General features: G+C 63.6%; 18 protein-coding genes. 1 reads left to right on the forward strand and 17 read right to left on the reverse strand.

Features of this window, described 5'->3' with window-relative positions; translation table 11 throughout:
- The 15 genes from ispG to trmJ form a co-directional block, all read right to left on the reverse strand.
- Positions 1 to 1,113 (reverse strand): flavodoxin-dependent (E)-4-hydroxy-3-methylbut-2-enyl-diphosphate synthase, encoded by a 1,113-nt coding sequence (gene ispG / locus ACFW0B_RS01145; RefSeq protein ID WP_449146125.1) that lies wholly within the window; start codon positions 1,111 to 1,113, stop codon positions 1 to 3.
- A 3-nt stretch (positions 1,114 to 1,116) separates the two neighbouring features.
- Entirely contained in the window at positions 1,117 to 2,208 is a 1,092-nt protein-coding gene (locus ACFW0B_RS01150) for a RodZ domain-containing protein (protein ID WP_449146126.1), read from the reverse strand.
- Entirely contained in the window at positions 2,205 to 2,963 is a 759-nt protein-coding gene (gene pilW / locus ACFW0B_RS01155) for a type IV pilus biogenesis/stability protein PilW (RefSeq protein ID WP_449146127.1), read from the reverse strand. The genes ACFW0B_RS01150 and pilW overlap by 4 nt, the downstream gene beginning before the upstream one ends.
- A gap of 13 nt (positions 2,964 to 2,976) precedes the next feature.
- Entirely contained in the window at positions 2,977 to 4,125 is a 1,149-nt protein-coding gene (gene rlmN / locus ACFW0B_RS01160; RefSeq protein ID WP_449146128.1) for a dual-specificity RNA methyltransferase RlmN, read from the reverse strand.
- Between the two features lie 24 nt (positions 4,126 to 4,149).
- Positions 4,150 to 4,581 carry a nucleoside-diphosphate kinase gene (gene ndk, locus ACFW0B_RS01165; protein ID WP_044871949.1) on the reverse strand — a complete coding sequence of 144 codons (432 nt, stop codon included), beginning with the start codon at positions 4,579 to 4,581 and terminating at the stop codon, positions 4,150 to 4,152.
- 103 nt (positions 4,582 to 4,684) lie between these two features.
- On the reverse strand, positions 4,685 to 4,885 hold the full coding sequence (iscX, locus tag ACFW0B_RS01170) for a Fe-S cluster assembly protein IscX (protein WP_280374350.1): 201 nt from the start codon (positions 4,883 to 4,885) through the stop codon (positions 4,685 to 4,687).
- Positions 4,886 to 5,043: 158 nt separating this feature from the next.
- On the reverse strand, positions 5,044 to 5,382 hold the full coding sequence (fdx, locus tag ACFW0B_RS01175; RefSeq protein WP_151132047.1) for an ISC system 2Fe-2S type ferredoxin: 339 nt from the start codon (positions 5,380 to 5,382) through the stop codon (positions 5,044 to 5,046).
- 7 nt (positions 5,383 to 5,389) lie between these two features.
- Positions 5,390 to 7,249: a Fe-S protein assembly chaperone HscA gene (hscA, locus tag ACFW0B_RS01180; RefSeq protein WP_449146129.1), complete on the reverse strand. Its 1,860-nt coding sequence runs from the start codon at positions 7,247 to 7,249 to the stop codon at positions 5,390 to 5,392.
- Between the two features lie 47 nt (positions 7,250 to 7,296).
- On the reverse strand, positions 7,297 to 7,818 hold the full coding sequence (hscB, locus tag ACFW0B_RS01185) for a co-chaperone HscB (protein WP_449146130.1): 522 nt from the start codon (positions 7,816 to 7,818) through the stop codon (positions 7,297 to 7,299).
- A 7-nt stretch (positions 7,819 to 7,825) separates the two neighbouring features.
- Positions 7,826 to 8,149 (reverse strand): iron-sulfur cluster assembly protein IscA, encoded by a 324-nt coding sequence (gene iscA, locus ACFW0B_RS01190; RefSeq protein WP_449146131.1) that lies wholly within the window; start codon positions 8,147 to 8,149, stop codon positions 7,826 to 7,828.
- A gap of 25 nt (positions 8,150 to 8,174) precedes the next feature.
- The gene (gene iscU / locus ACFW0B_RS01195; RefSeq protein WP_151132043.1) at positions 8,175 to 8,561 is read right to left on the reverse strand and encodes a Fe-S cluster assembly scaffold IscU; all 387 of its coding nucleotides are present in this window, start codon (positions 8,559 to 8,561) and stop codon (positions 8,175 to 8,177) included.
- 30 nt (positions 8,562 to 8,591) lie between these two features.
- A complete protein-coding gene (locus tag ACFW0B_RS01200) occupies positions 8,592 to 9,806 on the reverse strand; it encodes an IscS subfamily cysteine desulfurase (protein WP_449146132.1) in 1,215 nt (404 codons plus the stop codon).
- A 49-nt stretch (positions 9,807 to 9,855) separates the two neighbouring features.
- Complete coding sequence (iscR, locus tag ACFW0B_RS01205) at positions 9,856 to 10,353, reverse strand: Fe-S cluster assembly transcriptional regulator IscR (protein WP_449146133.1); 498 nt, start codon at positions 10,351 to 10,353, stop codon at positions 9,856 to 9,858.
- A 188-nt stretch (positions 10,354 to 10,541) separates the two neighbouring features.
- The gene (gene cysE, locus ACFW0B_RS01210; protein WP_449146134.1) at positions 10,542 to 11,318 is read right to left on the reverse strand and encodes a serine O-acetyltransferase; all 777 of its coding nucleotides are present in this window, start codon (positions 11,316 to 11,318) and stop codon (positions 10,542 to 10,544) included.
- Positions 11,318 to 12,091, reverse strand: coding sequence for a tRNA (cytosine(32)/uridine(32)-2'-O)-methyltransferase TrmJ (gene trmJ, locus ACFW0B_RS01215; protein WP_449146135.1), 774 nt, complete (start codon positions 12,089 to 12,091; stop codon positions 11,318 to 11,320). The genes cysE and trmJ overlap by 1 nt, the downstream gene beginning before the upstream one ends.
- A gap of 152 nt (positions 12,092 to 12,243) precedes the next feature.
- On the opposite strand from trmJ, the gene suhB reads away from it, so the two are divergent.
- Complete coding sequence (suhB, locus tag ACFW0B_RS01220; RefSeq protein WP_449146136.1) at positions 12,244 to 13,059, forward strand: type III secretion system regulator SuhB; 816 nt, start codon at positions 12,244 to 12,246, stop codon at positions 13,057 to 13,059.
- Between the two features lie 63 nt (positions 13,060 to 13,122).
- On the opposite strand, the gene ACFW0B_RS01225 is transcribed toward suhB, so the two are convergent.
- Positions 13,123 to 13,704 (reverse strand): glycine zipper 2TM domain-containing protein, encoded by a 582-nt coding sequence (locus ACFW0B_RS01225; RefSeq protein ID WP_449146137.1) that lies wholly within the window; start codon positions 13,702 to 13,704, stop codon positions 13,123 to 13,125.
- A gap of 178 nt (positions 13,705 to 13,882) precedes the next feature.
- Entirely contained in the window at positions 13,883 to 14,797 is a 915-nt protein-coding gene (gene secF / locus ACFW0B_RS01230) for a protein translocase subunit SecF (RefSeq protein ID WP_449146138.1), read from the reverse strand.
- Positions 14,798 to 14,803: the final 6 nt, after the last annotated feature.

Genomic DNA, 14,803 nt, shown 5'->3' on the forward strand with positions numbered 1-14,803 from the left:
TCAGCTACGGGCGATCAGCGCCGCGTCAGCTTCGGCCTTTGCCGCCGCCTTTTCGCGGATGAGCCGTTCCAGCTCGTCCACCAGGTTGTCGTTGTTCAGCTTCTGGGCCGGTTTGCCGTCGATGTAGACCAGATTGTTCGGCGTACCGCCGGTCAGGCCGATATGGGCCTCCTTGGCTTCGCCCGGCCCGTTGACCACGCAACCGATCACGGCCACATCCATCGGTACCAGCAGGTCTTCGAGGCGCCCTTCCAGCTCGTTCATGGTCTTGACCACATCGAAGTTCTGCCGCGAGCAGCTCGGGCAGGCGATGAAGTTGATGCCACGGGAGCGCAGGTGCAGGGACTTGAGAATGTCGAAGCCGACCTTGACCTCTTCCACCGGGTCCGCCGCCAGGGAGATGCGGATGGTGTCGCCGATGCCTTCTGCCAGCAGCATGCCCAGGCCCACCGCGGACTTCACGGTGCCGGAGCGCAGGCCGCCGGCTTCGGTGATGCCCAGATGCAGCGGCTGCACGATCTGCTTGGCCAGCAGGCGATAGGCTTCGACGGCCATGAACACGTCGGAGGCCTTCACGCTGACCTTGAAGTCCTGGAAGTCCAGCTTGTCGAGGTGCTCGACATGGCGCAGGGCGGATTCGACCAGGGCTTGCGGGGTCGGCTCGCCGTACTTCTTCTGCAGGTCCTTTTCCAGGGAACCGGCGTTGACGCCGATGCGGATCGGGATGCCCTTGTCGCGGGCGGCATCGACTACGGCCTTGACCCGGTCTTCACGGCCGATGTTGCCCGGGTTGATGCGCAGGCAGTCGACGCCCAGTTCGGCGACGCGCAGGGCGATCTTGTAGTCGAAGTGGATGTCCGCCACCAGCGGTACCTGGACCTGCTGCCTGATGCGGCCAAAGGCCTCCGCGGCGTCCATGTCCGGTACGGAGACCCGAACGATGTCGACGCCGGCATCCACCAGGCGCTGGATCTGGCCCACGGTGGCGGCGACGTCGCAGGTGTCGGTGTTGGTCATGCTCTGTACGGCGATGGGCGCATCACCACCCACCGGCACGGAGCCGACCCAGATTTTCCGCGAAACGCGGCGTTTGATCGGAGATTCGCAATGCATGGCTTATTGCCCCAACTTCAGGCGGGCGGTCTCGCCGCGGACATGAGGCGATACATCGACCGACTGGCCGTTGTAACTGACTTGCGCGCCGCGGGCGAAGCCCAGACGAACTTCCAGCGGCGCCTTGCCGGCCAGCTCGACGCTGTCACCGGTACGCTTGAGGGCGCTGACCAGTACCTTGCCGTTGGCATCAGTGACCTGGGTCCAGCAATTGGCGGTGAACTGGATACGCACCACGCCCTGGCCCTCTTGGGCAACCACGGGGGCCGGTGCCTCGCCGGCGGGAGCCGGTGTGGCGGCAGGCGCGGCCGCAACGGCCGGAGCTGCCGGCTGGGTGGCGGCAGCTGCGGGAGCAGTCGCCACCGGAGCAATCGGCGCGGCCGGTTGGGCAGCCGACGCGGCAGGCGCGTCGCTTGCCGGAGCCTGCTCCGCAGCGGCCGGGGCGGCGGCAGGCGCGGTCTCGCCAGCCGGGGCAACAGGGGCAGCGTCTGCGGCAACCTGCTGTTCCGGTTGGGCAGCCGCTTCCGGGGATACTTCTGCCGGGGCCGGCGCTTCGCCTTCCTGGGCCTCGGCCACGGCCTGGTCTTCCGGCTCGTCGAGGGGGTGGATCTGGGTGGTGCCATCGGCACTTTCCACTTCCACATGCTCCAGGTTCACGCTGGCCGCTTCTTCGCTGTTGCCGCTGGAATGCTCCTGCCACCAGAAGAAGCCGACGGCGCCAAGGGCCACCAGGATGATGAAGCTGACGATACGCAGCACGCTCTGGGACAGGCGCACGGGCTCTTCGATGCGGCCCAGGCTGTGCACATTGCTGCCCTTGGCATCGGTACCGGTGTATTGGTCGAACTCGGCGACCAGGACAGTCTGGTCCATGCCCAGCAGCTTGGCGTAGGCACGCACGTAGCCACGGGCGAAGGTGTGCCCCGGCAACTGCTCGAAATCACCCGCCTCGAGCTGACGCAGGGCGTGCTCGGTCAGGTTCAGCTGGCGAGCGACCTCGCCCAGTGACCAATGCTTGCCCTCGCGGGCCTGACGCAGGGTTTCGCCCGGGTTGGCTCGGGTCGCCGCTACAGCTTCGGGATGCGACGCTTTCATCTTTGCTCCGACAGATATTGCTGATATTCCGGCGTGCCGGGATAGAGTCGCTTGAGTTGCAGACCGAGGCTGGCGGCCTGGTCGCGGTCTTCGAATATGGTCGCCAGACGCGATCCGAGCAGCAGGCTCTGGGCGGTCTGATCGGCAATCCGGGAATAACGCTGGTAGTAGTCACGAGCCGGCACGTATTGCTTCTCTTCAAAGGACAGCCGGGCCATTTCCAGCAGCGCCGTGGGCTGCTGGCGATTCAGGCGCAGGGACTTTTCGAAGTGCTGCTTGGCCAGCGCCGGATTGTTCATCTTCAGAGCGGTCAGGCCGAGATTCTCGAACACGCGCGAGCGCTCGGGATAGAGGTTATCGCTCGCCGCCTGCTGGAAGCGTTCGTAGGCATCCTGGTAACGGCCCTGCTCGTAGAGGAAGCTGCCGTAGTTGTTGAGGATGCGCGCATCGGTACGGGAGGACAGGGCCTTGCGGTAGTGCTGGCCGGCCAGCTCCGGCTCGATCTCGGTCTGGAACACCAGGGCGAGGGCCGCGTTGGCGTCAGCATTGGACGGATCCAGTTCGAGGGCCTTTTTCAGCGGCACCTTGGCGCGCTCGGTGGCCCCTTGCTTCAGGTAGCCGATACCCAGCTCGATGTAGGCGTCACGCGCTGCATCACGACCCTTGTCGGTCTTCATCGGATCGACCTGGCCGGTGGAGACACAGGCCGCGAGCAATGCGGAGGAAACGAGGAGCAGCGCAGCGCGCAGGGTCATGGGGTGTCCTTCTCTAGTTCCGGTTCGCGGCGTTGTTGGACGCCTCCGCTTCGGCATTCAGCTGGCGCACGGCGATATAGCGCTCGCTGCGGCGGGTACGGTCCATGACCTGGCCGACCAACTGGCCGCAGGCAGCGTCGATGTCGTCGCCGCGGGTGGTGCGGACGGTGACATTGTGCCCGGCCTTGTGCAACAGGTCCTGGAAGCGGCGAATCGCATTATTGCTCGGCCGCTCGTAACCCGAGTGCGGGAAGGGGTTGAACGGAATCAGGTTGATCTTGCAGGGGAAGTCCTTGAGCAGCTCGATCATCTGGGCGGCGTGTTCGGGCTGGTCGTTGACGTCTTTGAGCAGGGTGTACTCGATGGTCAGCACGCGCTTCTCGCCGAGGCGGGAGATGTAGCGGCGGCAGGCGTCGAGCACCACTTCGAGGGGGTACTTCTTGTTGATCGGCACCAGCTGGTTGCGCAGCGGGTCGTTCGGCGCGTGCAGCGACAGCGCGAGGGAAACGTCGATCACCTCGCCCAGCTTGTCGATCATCGGCGCCACACCCGAGGTGGACAGGGTCACCTTGCGCTTGGAAATGCCGTAACCGAGGTCGTCCATCATGATGTTCATGGCGGCGACCACGTTGTCGAAATTCAGCAGCGGCTCGCCCATGCCCATCATCACCACGTTGGTGATGGCACGGTCGATCTTCGCGGGGACGGTCCCGAAGGACTTGTTGGCGATCCACACCTGGCCGATCACTTCGGCGGCAGTGAGGTCGCTGTTGAAACCTTGTTTGCCGGTGGAGCAGAAGCTGCAGTCCAGGGCGCAACCAGCCTGGGACGAGACACACAGGGTGCCGCGGCCACCTTGTGGGATATACACGGTTTCGACGCAGCTGCCGGAGGCGACGCGGACCACCCACTTGCGGGTGCCATCGCTGGAGATGTCCTGACTGACCACCTCCGGGCCGCGAATCTCGGCACAGGCCTTGAGCTTGTCGCGCAAGGCCTTGCCGATATTGCTCATGGCGTCGAAATCATCGACGCCGAAGTGGTGAATCCACTTCATCACCTGGCCGGCGCGGAAGCGTTTCTCCCCGATGGACTCGAAGAAGCTTTCCAGTTGCGGCTGGGTCAGACCCAGCAGGTTCACTTTACCGGTCGATTCAGTCATGGCTTCACCCTCTCCCATTCGCGATCAGCGGATGCGAGCGCACACCTCGGTGGCGGCGAAGAAGTAGGCGATTTCGCGAGCAGCGGAAGCCTCGGAGTCGGAACCGTGCACGGCGTTCTCGTCGATGGAAACGGCGTAGTCGGCGCGGATGGTGCCGGCGTCGGCTTTCTTCGGATCGGTGGCGCCCATCAGCTCACGGTTCTTGGCGATGGCGTTCTCGCCTTCCAGGACCTGAACGACAACCGGGCCGGAGGTCATGAAAGCAACCAGATCCTTGAAGAAGCCGCGCTCTTTGTGCTCAGCGTAGAAACCGCCGGCTTCGCGCTCGGACAGCTGGACCATCTTGGCGGCCACGACGCGCAGGCCGGCCTTTTCGAAGCGGGTGATGATCTCGCCCACAACGTTCTTGGCAACGGCGTCCGGCTTGATGATGGAGAGAGTACGTTCGACAGCCATGGAAAAACTCCAGAAACAAGGATTAAAGCGAAAAATTAAACCCGCGAATTATACGCGGGTCAGGGGGAAATGCGTAGGGCCGCAGCCCGGGGGCGGAAGCCGTTCAGTCGGCCTCTTCGATCCAGGCAGCCTGAACGGCTTCCAGAACCTTCTCGCCACCGCGCTGGGGATCGTCGGAGAACTCCGGCAGGGCCACGATCCAGTTGTGCAGATCGACGAAGTTCACGTAGCGCGGGTCGACATCCGGCTTGGCTTCAGCGAGCTGGATGGCAATTTCCAGTACGTCGGTCCATTTAAGGCTCATATGGCGCTCCAAAGGCGGTTTCGAGTCTCGCCAGCCAGGCAGAGCAAGGATGGCGAGGATGCGCAGTTTACAGATTCTAGCGAGCGGCGCTCAGCGAAGTTCGCCCTTGCGGGCGAGCTTCTGACGCGACCGACGCGCGGCCAGCTCCGAACCGCGTCTCAGTGACCTTCCGACACCTGATTGATGGTGTACTTCGGAATTTCCACCACCAGGTCCTCATCCGCGACCAGGGCTTGGCACGACAGACGGGAAGTGGGCTCCAGGCCCCAGGCCTTGTCGAGCATGTCGTCTTCCAGTTCGTCGGACGCTTCCAGGGAATTGAAGCCCTCACGCACCACCACGTGGCAGGTGGTACAGGCGCAGGACTTCTCGCAGGCGTGTTCGATATCGATGCCGCTGCGCAGGGCGGCATCCAGGATGCTTTCGCCCGGCTTCGCTTCGATCACAGCACCCTCGGGGCAATGCTCGGCGTGGGGCAGGATGATGATCTGCGGCATTTCTGGGTCAATCCTCGATTTCGTTGAGTCGGCGGCCGGACAGGGCGGCCTTGACGGCGGCGTCCATACGACGCGCGGCAAAGGCATCGGTCACCTGGGACAGGCGCTTGATCTGGGCTTCGATGGCGGCGACATCACTGCCGAGCGCAATCTCGCGAAGGGTTTGCATGCTATCCAGGATGGCCGCGCGCTCGGTTTCATCCAGCAGGCGCTCACCATCGGCCTCCAGGGCAGCCTGGACCGCCTCCAGCAGGCGATCGGCCTCGACCTGTTGCTCGCGCAGGGCTCGGGCGTTCTTGTCTTCGCCGGCGTACTGGAAGGAATCCTGCAGCATCCGCGAGATTTCGCCATCGGTCAGGCCATAGGACGGCTTGACCTGGATGCTCGCCTCGACGCCGGAAGCCAGTTCGCGGGCGGTCACGCCCAGCAGACCGTCCGCGTCCACCTGGAAGGTCACGCGAATCTTCGCCGCCCCCGCCACCATGGGCGGGATGCCGCGCAACTCGAAGCGTGCCAGGGAGCGGCAATCCTTGATCAGTTCGCGCTCACCCTGGAGCACGTGGATCATCATGGCCGTCTGGCCATCCTTGTAGGTGGTGAAATCCTGGGCGCGCGCCACCGGGATGGTGGTATTGCGCGGAATCACCTTCTCCATCAGCCCGCCCATGGTTTCCAGGCCGAGCGACAGGGGGATCACATCCAGCAGCAGCAACTCTTCGCCGCGCTTGTTGCCGGCCAGGATATCGGCCTGTACGGCAGCGCCGATGGCCACCACCTGGTCGGGATCGATATCGGTAAGAGGCTGGCGACCGAACATTTCCGCCACCGCTTCACGCACGCGCGGCACGCGGGTGGAGCCACCCACCATGACCACGGCCTCGACCTCTTCCAGCTCGATGCCGGAATCACGCACGGCGCGGCGGCAGGCCTTGAGGCTACGGGCCACCATGGGCTCGATCAGTGCATCGAATTGTTCACGGGTCAGCACACCGCGCCAGTCGCCATGGGCCAGTTCGACACTATCGGCATCGGTCAGCGCTTCCTTGGCCTCGCAGGCGGCGCGCAGCAAGCTGCGCTGGGCACCCGGGTCCAGATCGGCGGACAGACCGGCCTGCTGCACCATCCAGCTGGCGATGGCGTGATCGAAATCATCGCCACCCAGGGCACTGTCGCCGCCAGTAGCCATGACCTCGAAGACGCCGCGGGTCAGGCGCAGGATGGAAATGTCGAAGGTACCGCCACCCAGGTCGTAGATGGCGACCACGCCTTCGGCCTGCTTGTCCAGGCCATAGGCCACGGCGGCGGCGGTCGGCTCATTGAGCAGGCGCAGCACGTTGAGGCCGGCAAGGCGCGCGGCGTCCTTGGTGGCCTGGCGCTGGGCTTCATCGAAGTACGCCGGCACGGTGATCACCGCACCGACCAGTTCGCCACCCAAGGTGTTCTCGGCGCGCTGGCGCAGGGCCTTGAGAATGTCGGCCGAGACTTCCACCGGGCTCTTGGCGCCCTGGACGGTCTCGATGAAGGGCATATGCGATTCGCCACCGACGAAACGGTAAGGCAGTTGCTCACCCAGTTGCTTGACATCTTCCAGGCCGCGCCCCATGAAGCGCTTGACCGAGATGATGGTATTCAGGGGGTCGCTGGAGGCAGCCTGCTTGGCGCTGCGACCGACCTCGATGTGATCCGCGTGATAGCGGACCGCGGACGGCAGGATGACCTGACCATCGGCATCCGGCAGGGGCTCGGCGACACCGCTGCGCACAGCGGCGACCAGCGAATTGGTGGTACCCAGGTCAATGCCCACCGCCAGGCGGCGCTGGTGCGGTTGGGGGCTCATCCCGGGTTCGGCGATCTGCAGTAGGGCCATGCTTGTCTATTTATCAGGCGTACCGGCAACCAAGACGGCATCGCGGGTTAATCGTCGAGGCGCTCTTCCAGTTGGCGCACTTCTTGGGTCAGCTTGTCGAGGAACTGCATGCGGCGCACCAGACGCTCGGCATCTTCGCGGCGCTCGGCATCATCCCAGCACTCGCCGAACTCGACGTCGAGCTCGGTCTGCGCAGCCTTGAGCCGGCGCTTGAAGGCAGCGACACCCGCCAGGTCGGCGCTGTCGTGCAACTCTTCCAGCTCTTCCCGCCACTGCATCTGCTGCAGGAGAAACTGCGGGTCCTGCACCGTGACTTCGAGCGGCAGCTCGCGCCCTTTCAGGGCCAGCAGGTACAAGGCTCGCCGCGGTGCGCTCTTCAGTGTCTGGTAGGCGTCGTTGAGCTGCGCCGCACGCTCCAGCGCCAGGCGCTGCTCGCGCTCGGAAGCATCAGCGAATCGGTCGGGATGGACGGTGCGCGCCAGCTCGCGATAACGCGCCGCAAGCTGGTCGAGATCCAGTCGGTAACCCGGCTTCAGGTCAAACAGCGCAAAATGACAGGGAGTTCCCACACACGCCTCAGACGTTGAAGCTCTCGCCGCAGCCGCATTCGCCGCGCACGTTCGGGTTATTGAACTTGAAGCCCTCGTTGAGCCCTTCGCGAACGAAGTCCAGCTCGGTGCCGTCGAGGTAGGTCAGACTCTTGGGATCGATGATTACCTTGACGCCATAACTCTCGAAAACCAGGTCTTCCGCACTCAGCTCGTCGACGAACTCCAGCACGTAGGCGAGACCGGAGCAGCCAGTCGTACGCACCCCCAGACGGATACCTTCACCCTTGCCGCGCCCCTCGATGGAACGCTGCACGTGACGGGCGGCGGATTCAGTCATGCTGATGGCCATTGCAACTCCTTACTCGTTCGAGCGCTTAGAGCAGACCCTTCTTCTGCTTGTAGTCGTGGACGGCCGCCTTGATGGCGTCCTCGGCCAGCACCGAGCAGTGGATCTTCACCGGCGGCAGGGCCAGTTCTTCGGCGATGGTGGTGTTCTTGATGGCAGCCGCCTCATCCAGGGTCTTGCCCTTCATCCACTCGGTGGCGAGGGAGCTGGAAGCGATGGCGGAGCCGCAGCCGTAGGTCTTGAACTTGGCGTCTTCGATCACGCCCTGCTCGTTGACCTTGATCTGCAGGCGCATCACGTCGCCGCAGGCCGGGGCGCCGACCATGCCAGTCCCCACATTCGGGTCCTGGGCGTCGAGCTTGCCCACGTTACGCGGATTTTCGTAGTGGTCGATGACCTTGTCGCTGTAAGCCATGGTAACTATTCCTCACTCATCAGGGTGGCGTCAGTGCGCCTGCCATTCGACCTGGGAAAGGTCGACGCCCTCTTTATACATATCCCACAGCGGGGACAGTTCACGGAGCTTGACTACCGCTTCGCGCACCTTGGCAGCGGCGTAGTCCACTTCTTCCTCCGTGGTGAAACGGCCGAAGGTGAAGCGGATGGAACTGTGCGCCAGTTCGTCGTTGCGACCCAGGGCGCGCAGCACGTAGGACGGTTCAAGGGAGGCCGAGGTGCAGGCGGAACCGGAAGAGACCGCGAGGTCCTTGAGCGCCATGATCAGCGACTCGCCTTCGACATAGTTGAAGCTGACGTTCAGGTTGTGCGGTACGCGGGAAGTAGCGCTGCCGTTCAGGTAGAGCTCTTCCATGTCTTCGATCTGGGCCCAGAAGCGATCAGCCAGGGCCTTGATGCGTTTGTTCTCGCTGGCCATTTCCTGCTTGGCGATGTGGAAGGCTTCACCCATGCCGACGATCTGGTGGGTCGCCAGGGTGCCGGAGCGCATGCCGCGCTCGTGGCCGCCGCCGTGCATCTGGGCTTCCAGGCGTACGCGGGGCTTGCGACGAACGTACAGGGCGCCGATGCCTTTCGGGCCATAGGTCTTGTGGGCGGAGAAGGACATCAGGTCGACCTTCAGCTTCTCCAGGTCGATCTCGACCTTGCCGGTGGATTGTGCAGCATCCACGTGGAACAGGATGCCGCGGGCACGGGTCAGCTCACCGATGGCGGCGATGTCGTTGATGGTGCCGATCTCGTTGTTCACGTGCATGACCGAAACCAGGATGGTGTCGTCACGCAGTGCAGCCTCGACCATGGCCGGAGTGATCAGGCCGTCTTCGCCCGGCTCCAGGTAGGTCACTTCGAAACCTTCGCGCTCCAGCTGGCGGGTGGTGTCCAGCACCGCCTTGTGCTCGATTTTCGAGGTGATGATGTGCTTGCCCTTGCCGCTGTAGAAATGCGCGACGCCCTTGATGGCCAGGTTGTCGGATTCAGTGGCACCGGAAGTCCAGACGATTTCGCGCGGGTCGGCATTGACCAGCTCCGCCACCTGACGACGGGCATTCTCCACCGCTTCTTCGGCTTTCCAGCCAAACACGTGAGAACGCGAGGCCGGGTTACCGAAGTTGCCGTCCACCAGCAGGCACTCGCTCATCTTCTGAGCGACGCGCGGGTCCACCGGCGTAGTGGCGGAGTAGTCGAGGTAGATCGGCAATTTCATCGGGGCTCTCCTATCAGGTATCGAGGCCAATCACGGGCCGGCGCCCTGCTCAATCGATGGCAGACGCTTCAATCTTATCGAGGTTCGGCATCCTGCCATTGCTTCCACTGCGGCGCTGATCCTGCCGCTGAGCGACCTCCTGGACCTCGCGACGGTTGACCAGATCGGCCAGACTGATGCCGCTGAGGAAATCATGGATCTGCAAGCTCAGATCGCACCAGAGGTGGTGAGTGAGGCAGGTGTCGCCGGAATGGCAATCACCCAGCCCCTGGCAACGGGTGGCGTCCACTGACTCGTTCACCGCATCGATTACCTGGGCGACGTGAATGCCATGCATGTCACGGGAAAGCTGGTAGCCACCGCCCGGACCGCGCACACTGCTGACCAGGTTGCCGCGGCGGAGCTTGGCGAAAAGCTGTTCGAGGTAAGACAGGGAAATGCCCTGCCGCTCGGAAATATCTGCCAGAGACACCGGCCCGTGCTGCGCATGTAGCGCCAAGTCGAGCATGGCGGTGACGGCGTATCGGCCTTTGGTGGTCAGTCGCATGGTGGGGTACCACGGGATCGCTGGAATGCAGCGAGTATGCAATTCCCGACTATTTAAGTCAACTATAAGCCTGATCAAAATAGTCGGGATTACATCTTGCAGGGGCCTGCATGATAGCAGAGGCACATCCCGTTAGCATCCTGATAACCCGCCCCCGCTCCACTGGACCAAGGTCGAACAAGCCATCCTCAAGCAGCCGGCTTGGGTTCGTCGTCCTTGACCCCGGCGAAGTCTTCGTCGCGCAGCTCCGGGAGGGCCTTGGCAGAGTAATCGCTGCCCAGCGCAGTGAGCGCCTTGCACATGCCATCCAGGCGCTCGTCCACTGCCTGCACATGATCCAGCAGCTGGCCGATCGCACGCGCTACCGGGTCCGGCATGTCCTGCCCCAGGCCGTAGGCATCGAAGCCGAAGCGCTCGGCAATGGCCTGGCGCTTGGCTTCCTGCTCGGGATCGGCCTTGACGATGATCCGCCCCGGGATGCCGACTGCGGTGGCGCCCGCCGGAACCGCCTTGGTCACCACGGCATTGGAGCCGATCTTGGCGCCGGCGCCGACAGTGAAAGGACCAAGCACCTTGGCGCCCGCCCCCACCACCACGCCATCCTCCAGCGTCGGATGGCGCTTGCCCTGGTTCCAGCTGGTGCCGCCGAGGGTCACGCCCTGATAGAGGGTGACGTCGTTGCCGATCTCGGCCGTTTCGCCGATGACGATACCCATGCCATGGTCGATGAAGAAGCGGCGACCGATCTTCGCGCCCGGATGGATCTCGATGCCGGTCAGCCAGCGGCTGAAGTTGGAAACCAGCCGCGCCAGCCACTTCCAGCCTGCAATCCAGAGGGCATGGGCCACACGATGCAGCCAGATGGCATGCAGCCCCGGATAACAGGTGAGCACCTCGAAGGCATTGCGCGCAGCCGGGTCACGGTGGAATACGCTCTGAATGTCTTCTCGAATGCTGTCGAACATCACGTGTCACTCCGCTTGCTTGTTTCGCCCCGCACGGCCTTCTGCGTCTCAGTGAGGATGCCGCGCAGGATATTCATTTCCAGCTTGCTGATATTGGCTCGCCCATAGAGACGACGCAGCCGGGACATCAGGTGCCGGGGCTTCTCCGGATCGAGGAAGCCGATCTCCACCAGAGTACTCTCCAGGTGTTCGTAGTAGCGCTCCAGCTCATCGACGGTCACCGGCTGGGCGTTGAGCATGGCGGTGGTTTCGACCTTCTCCACCTTGCTCGGCAGTCCTTCCACTTCCAGCCAGGCCATGCGCGCTTCGTAGGCCAGCACCTGGACCGCAGCGGCCAGGTTCAGCGAGGAGAACTCCGGATTGGAAGGGATATGCACGTGGTACTGGCAGCGCTGCAGCTCTTCATTGGTCAAGCCGGCATATTCGCGACCGAACACCAGGGCGACTTCACCGCCGCCCCGGGCCTGCTCCACCGAGGTCTTGCCGCACTCGCGCGGATCGAGCAGGGGCCAGGGAATGCGGCGGTCACGGGCACTGGTTCCAACCACCAGGCTGCAGCCCACCAGCGCCTCTTCCAGCGTGGTGACCACCTGGGCGGCATCAAGAATGTCGTCGGCACCGGAGGCACGGGCCCGTGCTTCGGGGCTGGGGAAATCCTCAGGATCCACCAGCACCAGCTTCGACAGGCCCATGTTCTTCATGGCGCGGGCGGCACCACCGATATTGCCGGGGTGACTGGTATTGACCAGTACCACGCGAATGTTCTGCAGCAACGCTCTAGTCTCTCAGCGGAAGCTATAAGGGAGCGGAATATTACCGGACGCCCCGACGCAACGCCACGAATCACGCTGCCTCCCCTGCCTGCTTCGAGCTTTTTCTGATACCATGTGCGGCTTTCTTCTTTAACGACCCAGGTGAACTCCCCATGCAGCCCATGCTGAATATCGCCCTGCGCGCCGCTCGCAGCGCCGGTGAACTGATTTTCCGCTCTATCGAGCGCCTGGACGTTATCTCCGTCAACGAGAAGGACGCCAAGGACTACGTCACCGAGGTCGATCGCGCCGCCGAGCTGTCCATCGTGCAGGCACTGCGCAAGGCCTACCCGAACCACGGCATCCTCGGCGAGGAAGGCGGCCTGCTGGAAGGCAAGGGCGAAGGCGCCGACTACCTGTGGATCATTGATCCGCTGGATGGCACCACCAACTTCATCCGCGGCGTGCCGCACTTCGCCGTCAGCATCGCCTGCAAATACAAGGGCCGCCTGGAACACGCCGTGGTCCTGGATCCGGTACGCCAGGAAGAGTTCACCGCCAGCCGCGGCCGTGGCGCCGCCCTCAACGGTCGCCGTCTGCGCGTGAGCCCGCGCAAGAGCCTGGAAGGCGCCCTGCTCGGCACCGGCTTCCCCTTCCGCGACAACCAGATCGACAACCTCGACAACTACCTGGGCATGTTCCGCAGCCTGGTCGGCCAGACCGCCGGCATCCGCCGCGCCGGCTCCGCCAGCCTGGACCTGGCCTACGTCGCGGCCGGCCGTTTCGATGCCTTCTGGGAATTCGGCCTGTCCGAGTGGGACATGGCGGCCGGCGCCCTGCTGGTACAGGAAGCAGGCGGCCTGGTGAGCGACTTCACCGGCGGCCACGACTTCCTCGAGAAGGGCCACGTGGTAGCGGGCAACACCAAATGCTTCAAGGCCGTGCTGACCGCCATCCAGCCGCACCTGCCGCCATCGCTGAAGCGCTGATCGCGTTTCACGCGACCACAAAAAACCCGGCCTTGGCCGGGTTTTTCGTTTTTTGGACGCTAATTATTCCTGCACGCCCGCAACGCCGCCCTGGGGCTGTACGGCACTCTGCTGACCGAGGATCAGCTGGCCATCCTTGCCGACCGGGATCTGCCGGCCCGGATCGTGGTCCATGCGCACCTGGCCGACCTTGCCGTCGAGCTGGTACTTCACGTCATAACCCACCAATTTCTCGCTGGTATCGGTAACCGTCTTGCAGCGGGTTTCAGTGGTGGTGTAGGTGTCGCTTTCCTGCATGTGCTCCTGCACCTTGTTGCCGGCGTAACCACCACCTACGGCACCTGCGACCGTGGCGATCTTCTTGCCGGTACCACCACCCACCTGGTTGCCCAGCAGACCACCTGCCACCGCACCCAGCACGGTACCGGCGATCTGATGCTGATCCTTGACCGGACGCTGGCGGGTCACCGCCACGTCGTTGCAAACCTCGCGCGGGGTCTTCACGGTTTCATTGATCGGCTGGACAGCGAGCACTTCCGCATACTCCGGGCCACTGTTGCCTACCAGATTGTAGGTGGCCACGGCGCCGCCGGCCGTTACACCAACAGCACCCAAAACAGCACCGACGAGCATCGACTTGTTCACTTGAACCTCCTGATTCTTCCATCGCGGGCCTGCATGCCCTACTCCCTGCCTTGGATGGGCGAAGAAAACCCGAGTTCCCGAACCTATAGGATTATTCCGACAAGTGGGACGCCAGTCTCATACAGCAGAAACGACGAGGCCCGGCATTGCCGGGCCTCGTACATGGCACCTGAGCACCTCAGGGACGGTCGTCCACCTCGGCGGTATTCGCCGGCGGAATCAGGTCCTCGGAGGTCAGCTTCAGCCAGATCAGCACCGGGGCGCTGATGTAGATGGAGGAATAGGTACCCACCACCACACCGACCAGCAGCGACAAGGCGAAGCCATGCAGGCTGTCGCCACCGAAAATCAGCAGGGCGACCAGCGCCAGCGCGGTGGAAACCGAGGTCGCGATGGTCCGCAGCAAGGTCTGGGTGCAGGACACGTCGATGTTCTCGATCAGGTCCGCACGGCGCAGTACGCGGAAGTTCTCGCGGATACGGTCGAAGATGATGATGGTGTCGTTCAGCGAGTAGCCGATCATCGCCAGGACCGCGGCGAGCACGGTGAGGTCGAAGGGCACCTGGAAGAACGCCAGGATACCCAGGGTGACGATCACGTCGTGCACCAGCGACGCAATGGCGCCCACGCCGAACTTCCACTGGAAGCGAAAGGCCAGGTACAGCAGGATGCCGCCCAGGGCCAGGAGCATGGCCAGGCCGCCCTGGTCACGCAGCTCCTCGCCCACCTGCGGGCCGACGAACTCGACGCGCTTGAGCTCGAACTTACTCTCGGCATCGACCTTGCGCAGGGATTCGGCAATCTTGTTGCCCAGCTGCGGGTCGTCGCCAGCCAGACGCACCAGCACGTCGGTGGAGGCACCGAAGCTCTGCACCACGGCATCCGGATAGCCCACCTGACCCAGCTCCTGCTTGATCAGTTCAAGGTTCGCCGGTTTCTCGTAGGACAGCTCGATCAGGGTTCCGCCAGTGAAGTCCAGGCCGAAGTTCAGGCCCTTGGCGAACAGGCTGCCGATACCGACCAGGCTGATGAGCACGGTAATGGCGAACGCAACGTTGCGTATCGCCATGAAACGGATGGTTGACTTGATCATGGCAGG

The sequence above is a fragment of the Metapseudomonas phytobenefica genome (genome assembly GCF_043392685.1).
Classification (GTDB): Bacteria; Pseudomonadota; Gammaproteobacteria; order Pseudomonadales; family Pseudomonadaceae; genus Metapseudomonas.

Coding starts and splice junctions, on each gene's coding strand:
- pilW (WP_449146127.1), bottom strand. CDS start 2,963: ATGACCCTGCGCGCTGCGCTGCTCCTCGTTTCCTCCGCATTGCTCGCG.
- ndk (WP_044871949.1), bottom strand. CDS start 4,581: ATGGCTGTCGAACGTACTCTCTCCATCATCAAGCCGGACGCCGTTGCC.
- ACFW0B_RS01150 (WP_449146126.1), bottom strand. CDS start 2,208: ATGAAAGCGTCGCATCCCGAAGCTGTAGCGGCGACCCGAGCCAACCCG.
- rlmN (WP_449146128.1), bottom strand. CDS start 4,125: ATGACTGAATCGACCGGTAAAGTGAACCTGCTGGGTCTGACCCAGCCG.
- iscX (WP_280374350.1), bottom strand. CDS start 4,885: ATGAGCCTTAAATGGACCGACGTACTGGAAATTGCCATCCAGCTCGCT.
- ispG (WP_449146125.1), bottom strand. CDS start 1,113: ATGCATTGCGAATCTCCGATCAAACGCCGCGTTTCGCGGAAAATCTGG.
- hscA (WP_449146129.1), bottom strand. CDS start 7,249: ATGGCCCTACTGCAGATCGCCGAACCCGGGATGAGCCCCCAACCGCAC.
- fdx (WP_151132047.1), bottom strand. CDS start 5,382: ATGCCGCAGATCATCATCCTGCCCCACGCCGAGCATTGCCCCGAGGGT.
- iscU (WP_151132043.1), bottom strand. CDS start 8,561: ATGGCTTACAGCGACAAGGTCATCGACCACTACGAAAATCCGCGTAAC.
- ACFW0B_RS01200 (WP_449146132.1), bottom strand. CDS start 9,806: ATGAAATTGCCGATCTACCTCGACTACTCCGCCACTACGCCGGTGGAC.
- iscA (WP_449146131.1), bottom strand. CDS start 8,149: ATGGCCATCAGCATGACTGAATCCGCCGCCCGTCACGTGCAGCGTTCC.
- cysE (WP_449146134.1), bottom strand. CDS start 11,318: ATGTTCGACAGCATTCGAGAAGACATTCAGAGCGTATTCCACCGTGAC.
- suhB (WP_449146136.1), top strand. CDS start 12,244: ATGCAGCCCATGCTGAATATCGCCCTGCGCGCCGCTCGCAGCGCCGGT.
- secF (WP_449146138.1), bottom strand. CDS start 14,797: ATGATCAAGTCAACCATCCGTTTCATGGCGATACGCAACGTTGCGTTC.
- iscR (WP_449146133.1), bottom strand. CDS start 10,353: ATGCGACTGACCACCAAAGGCCGATACGCCGTCACCGCCATGCTCGAC.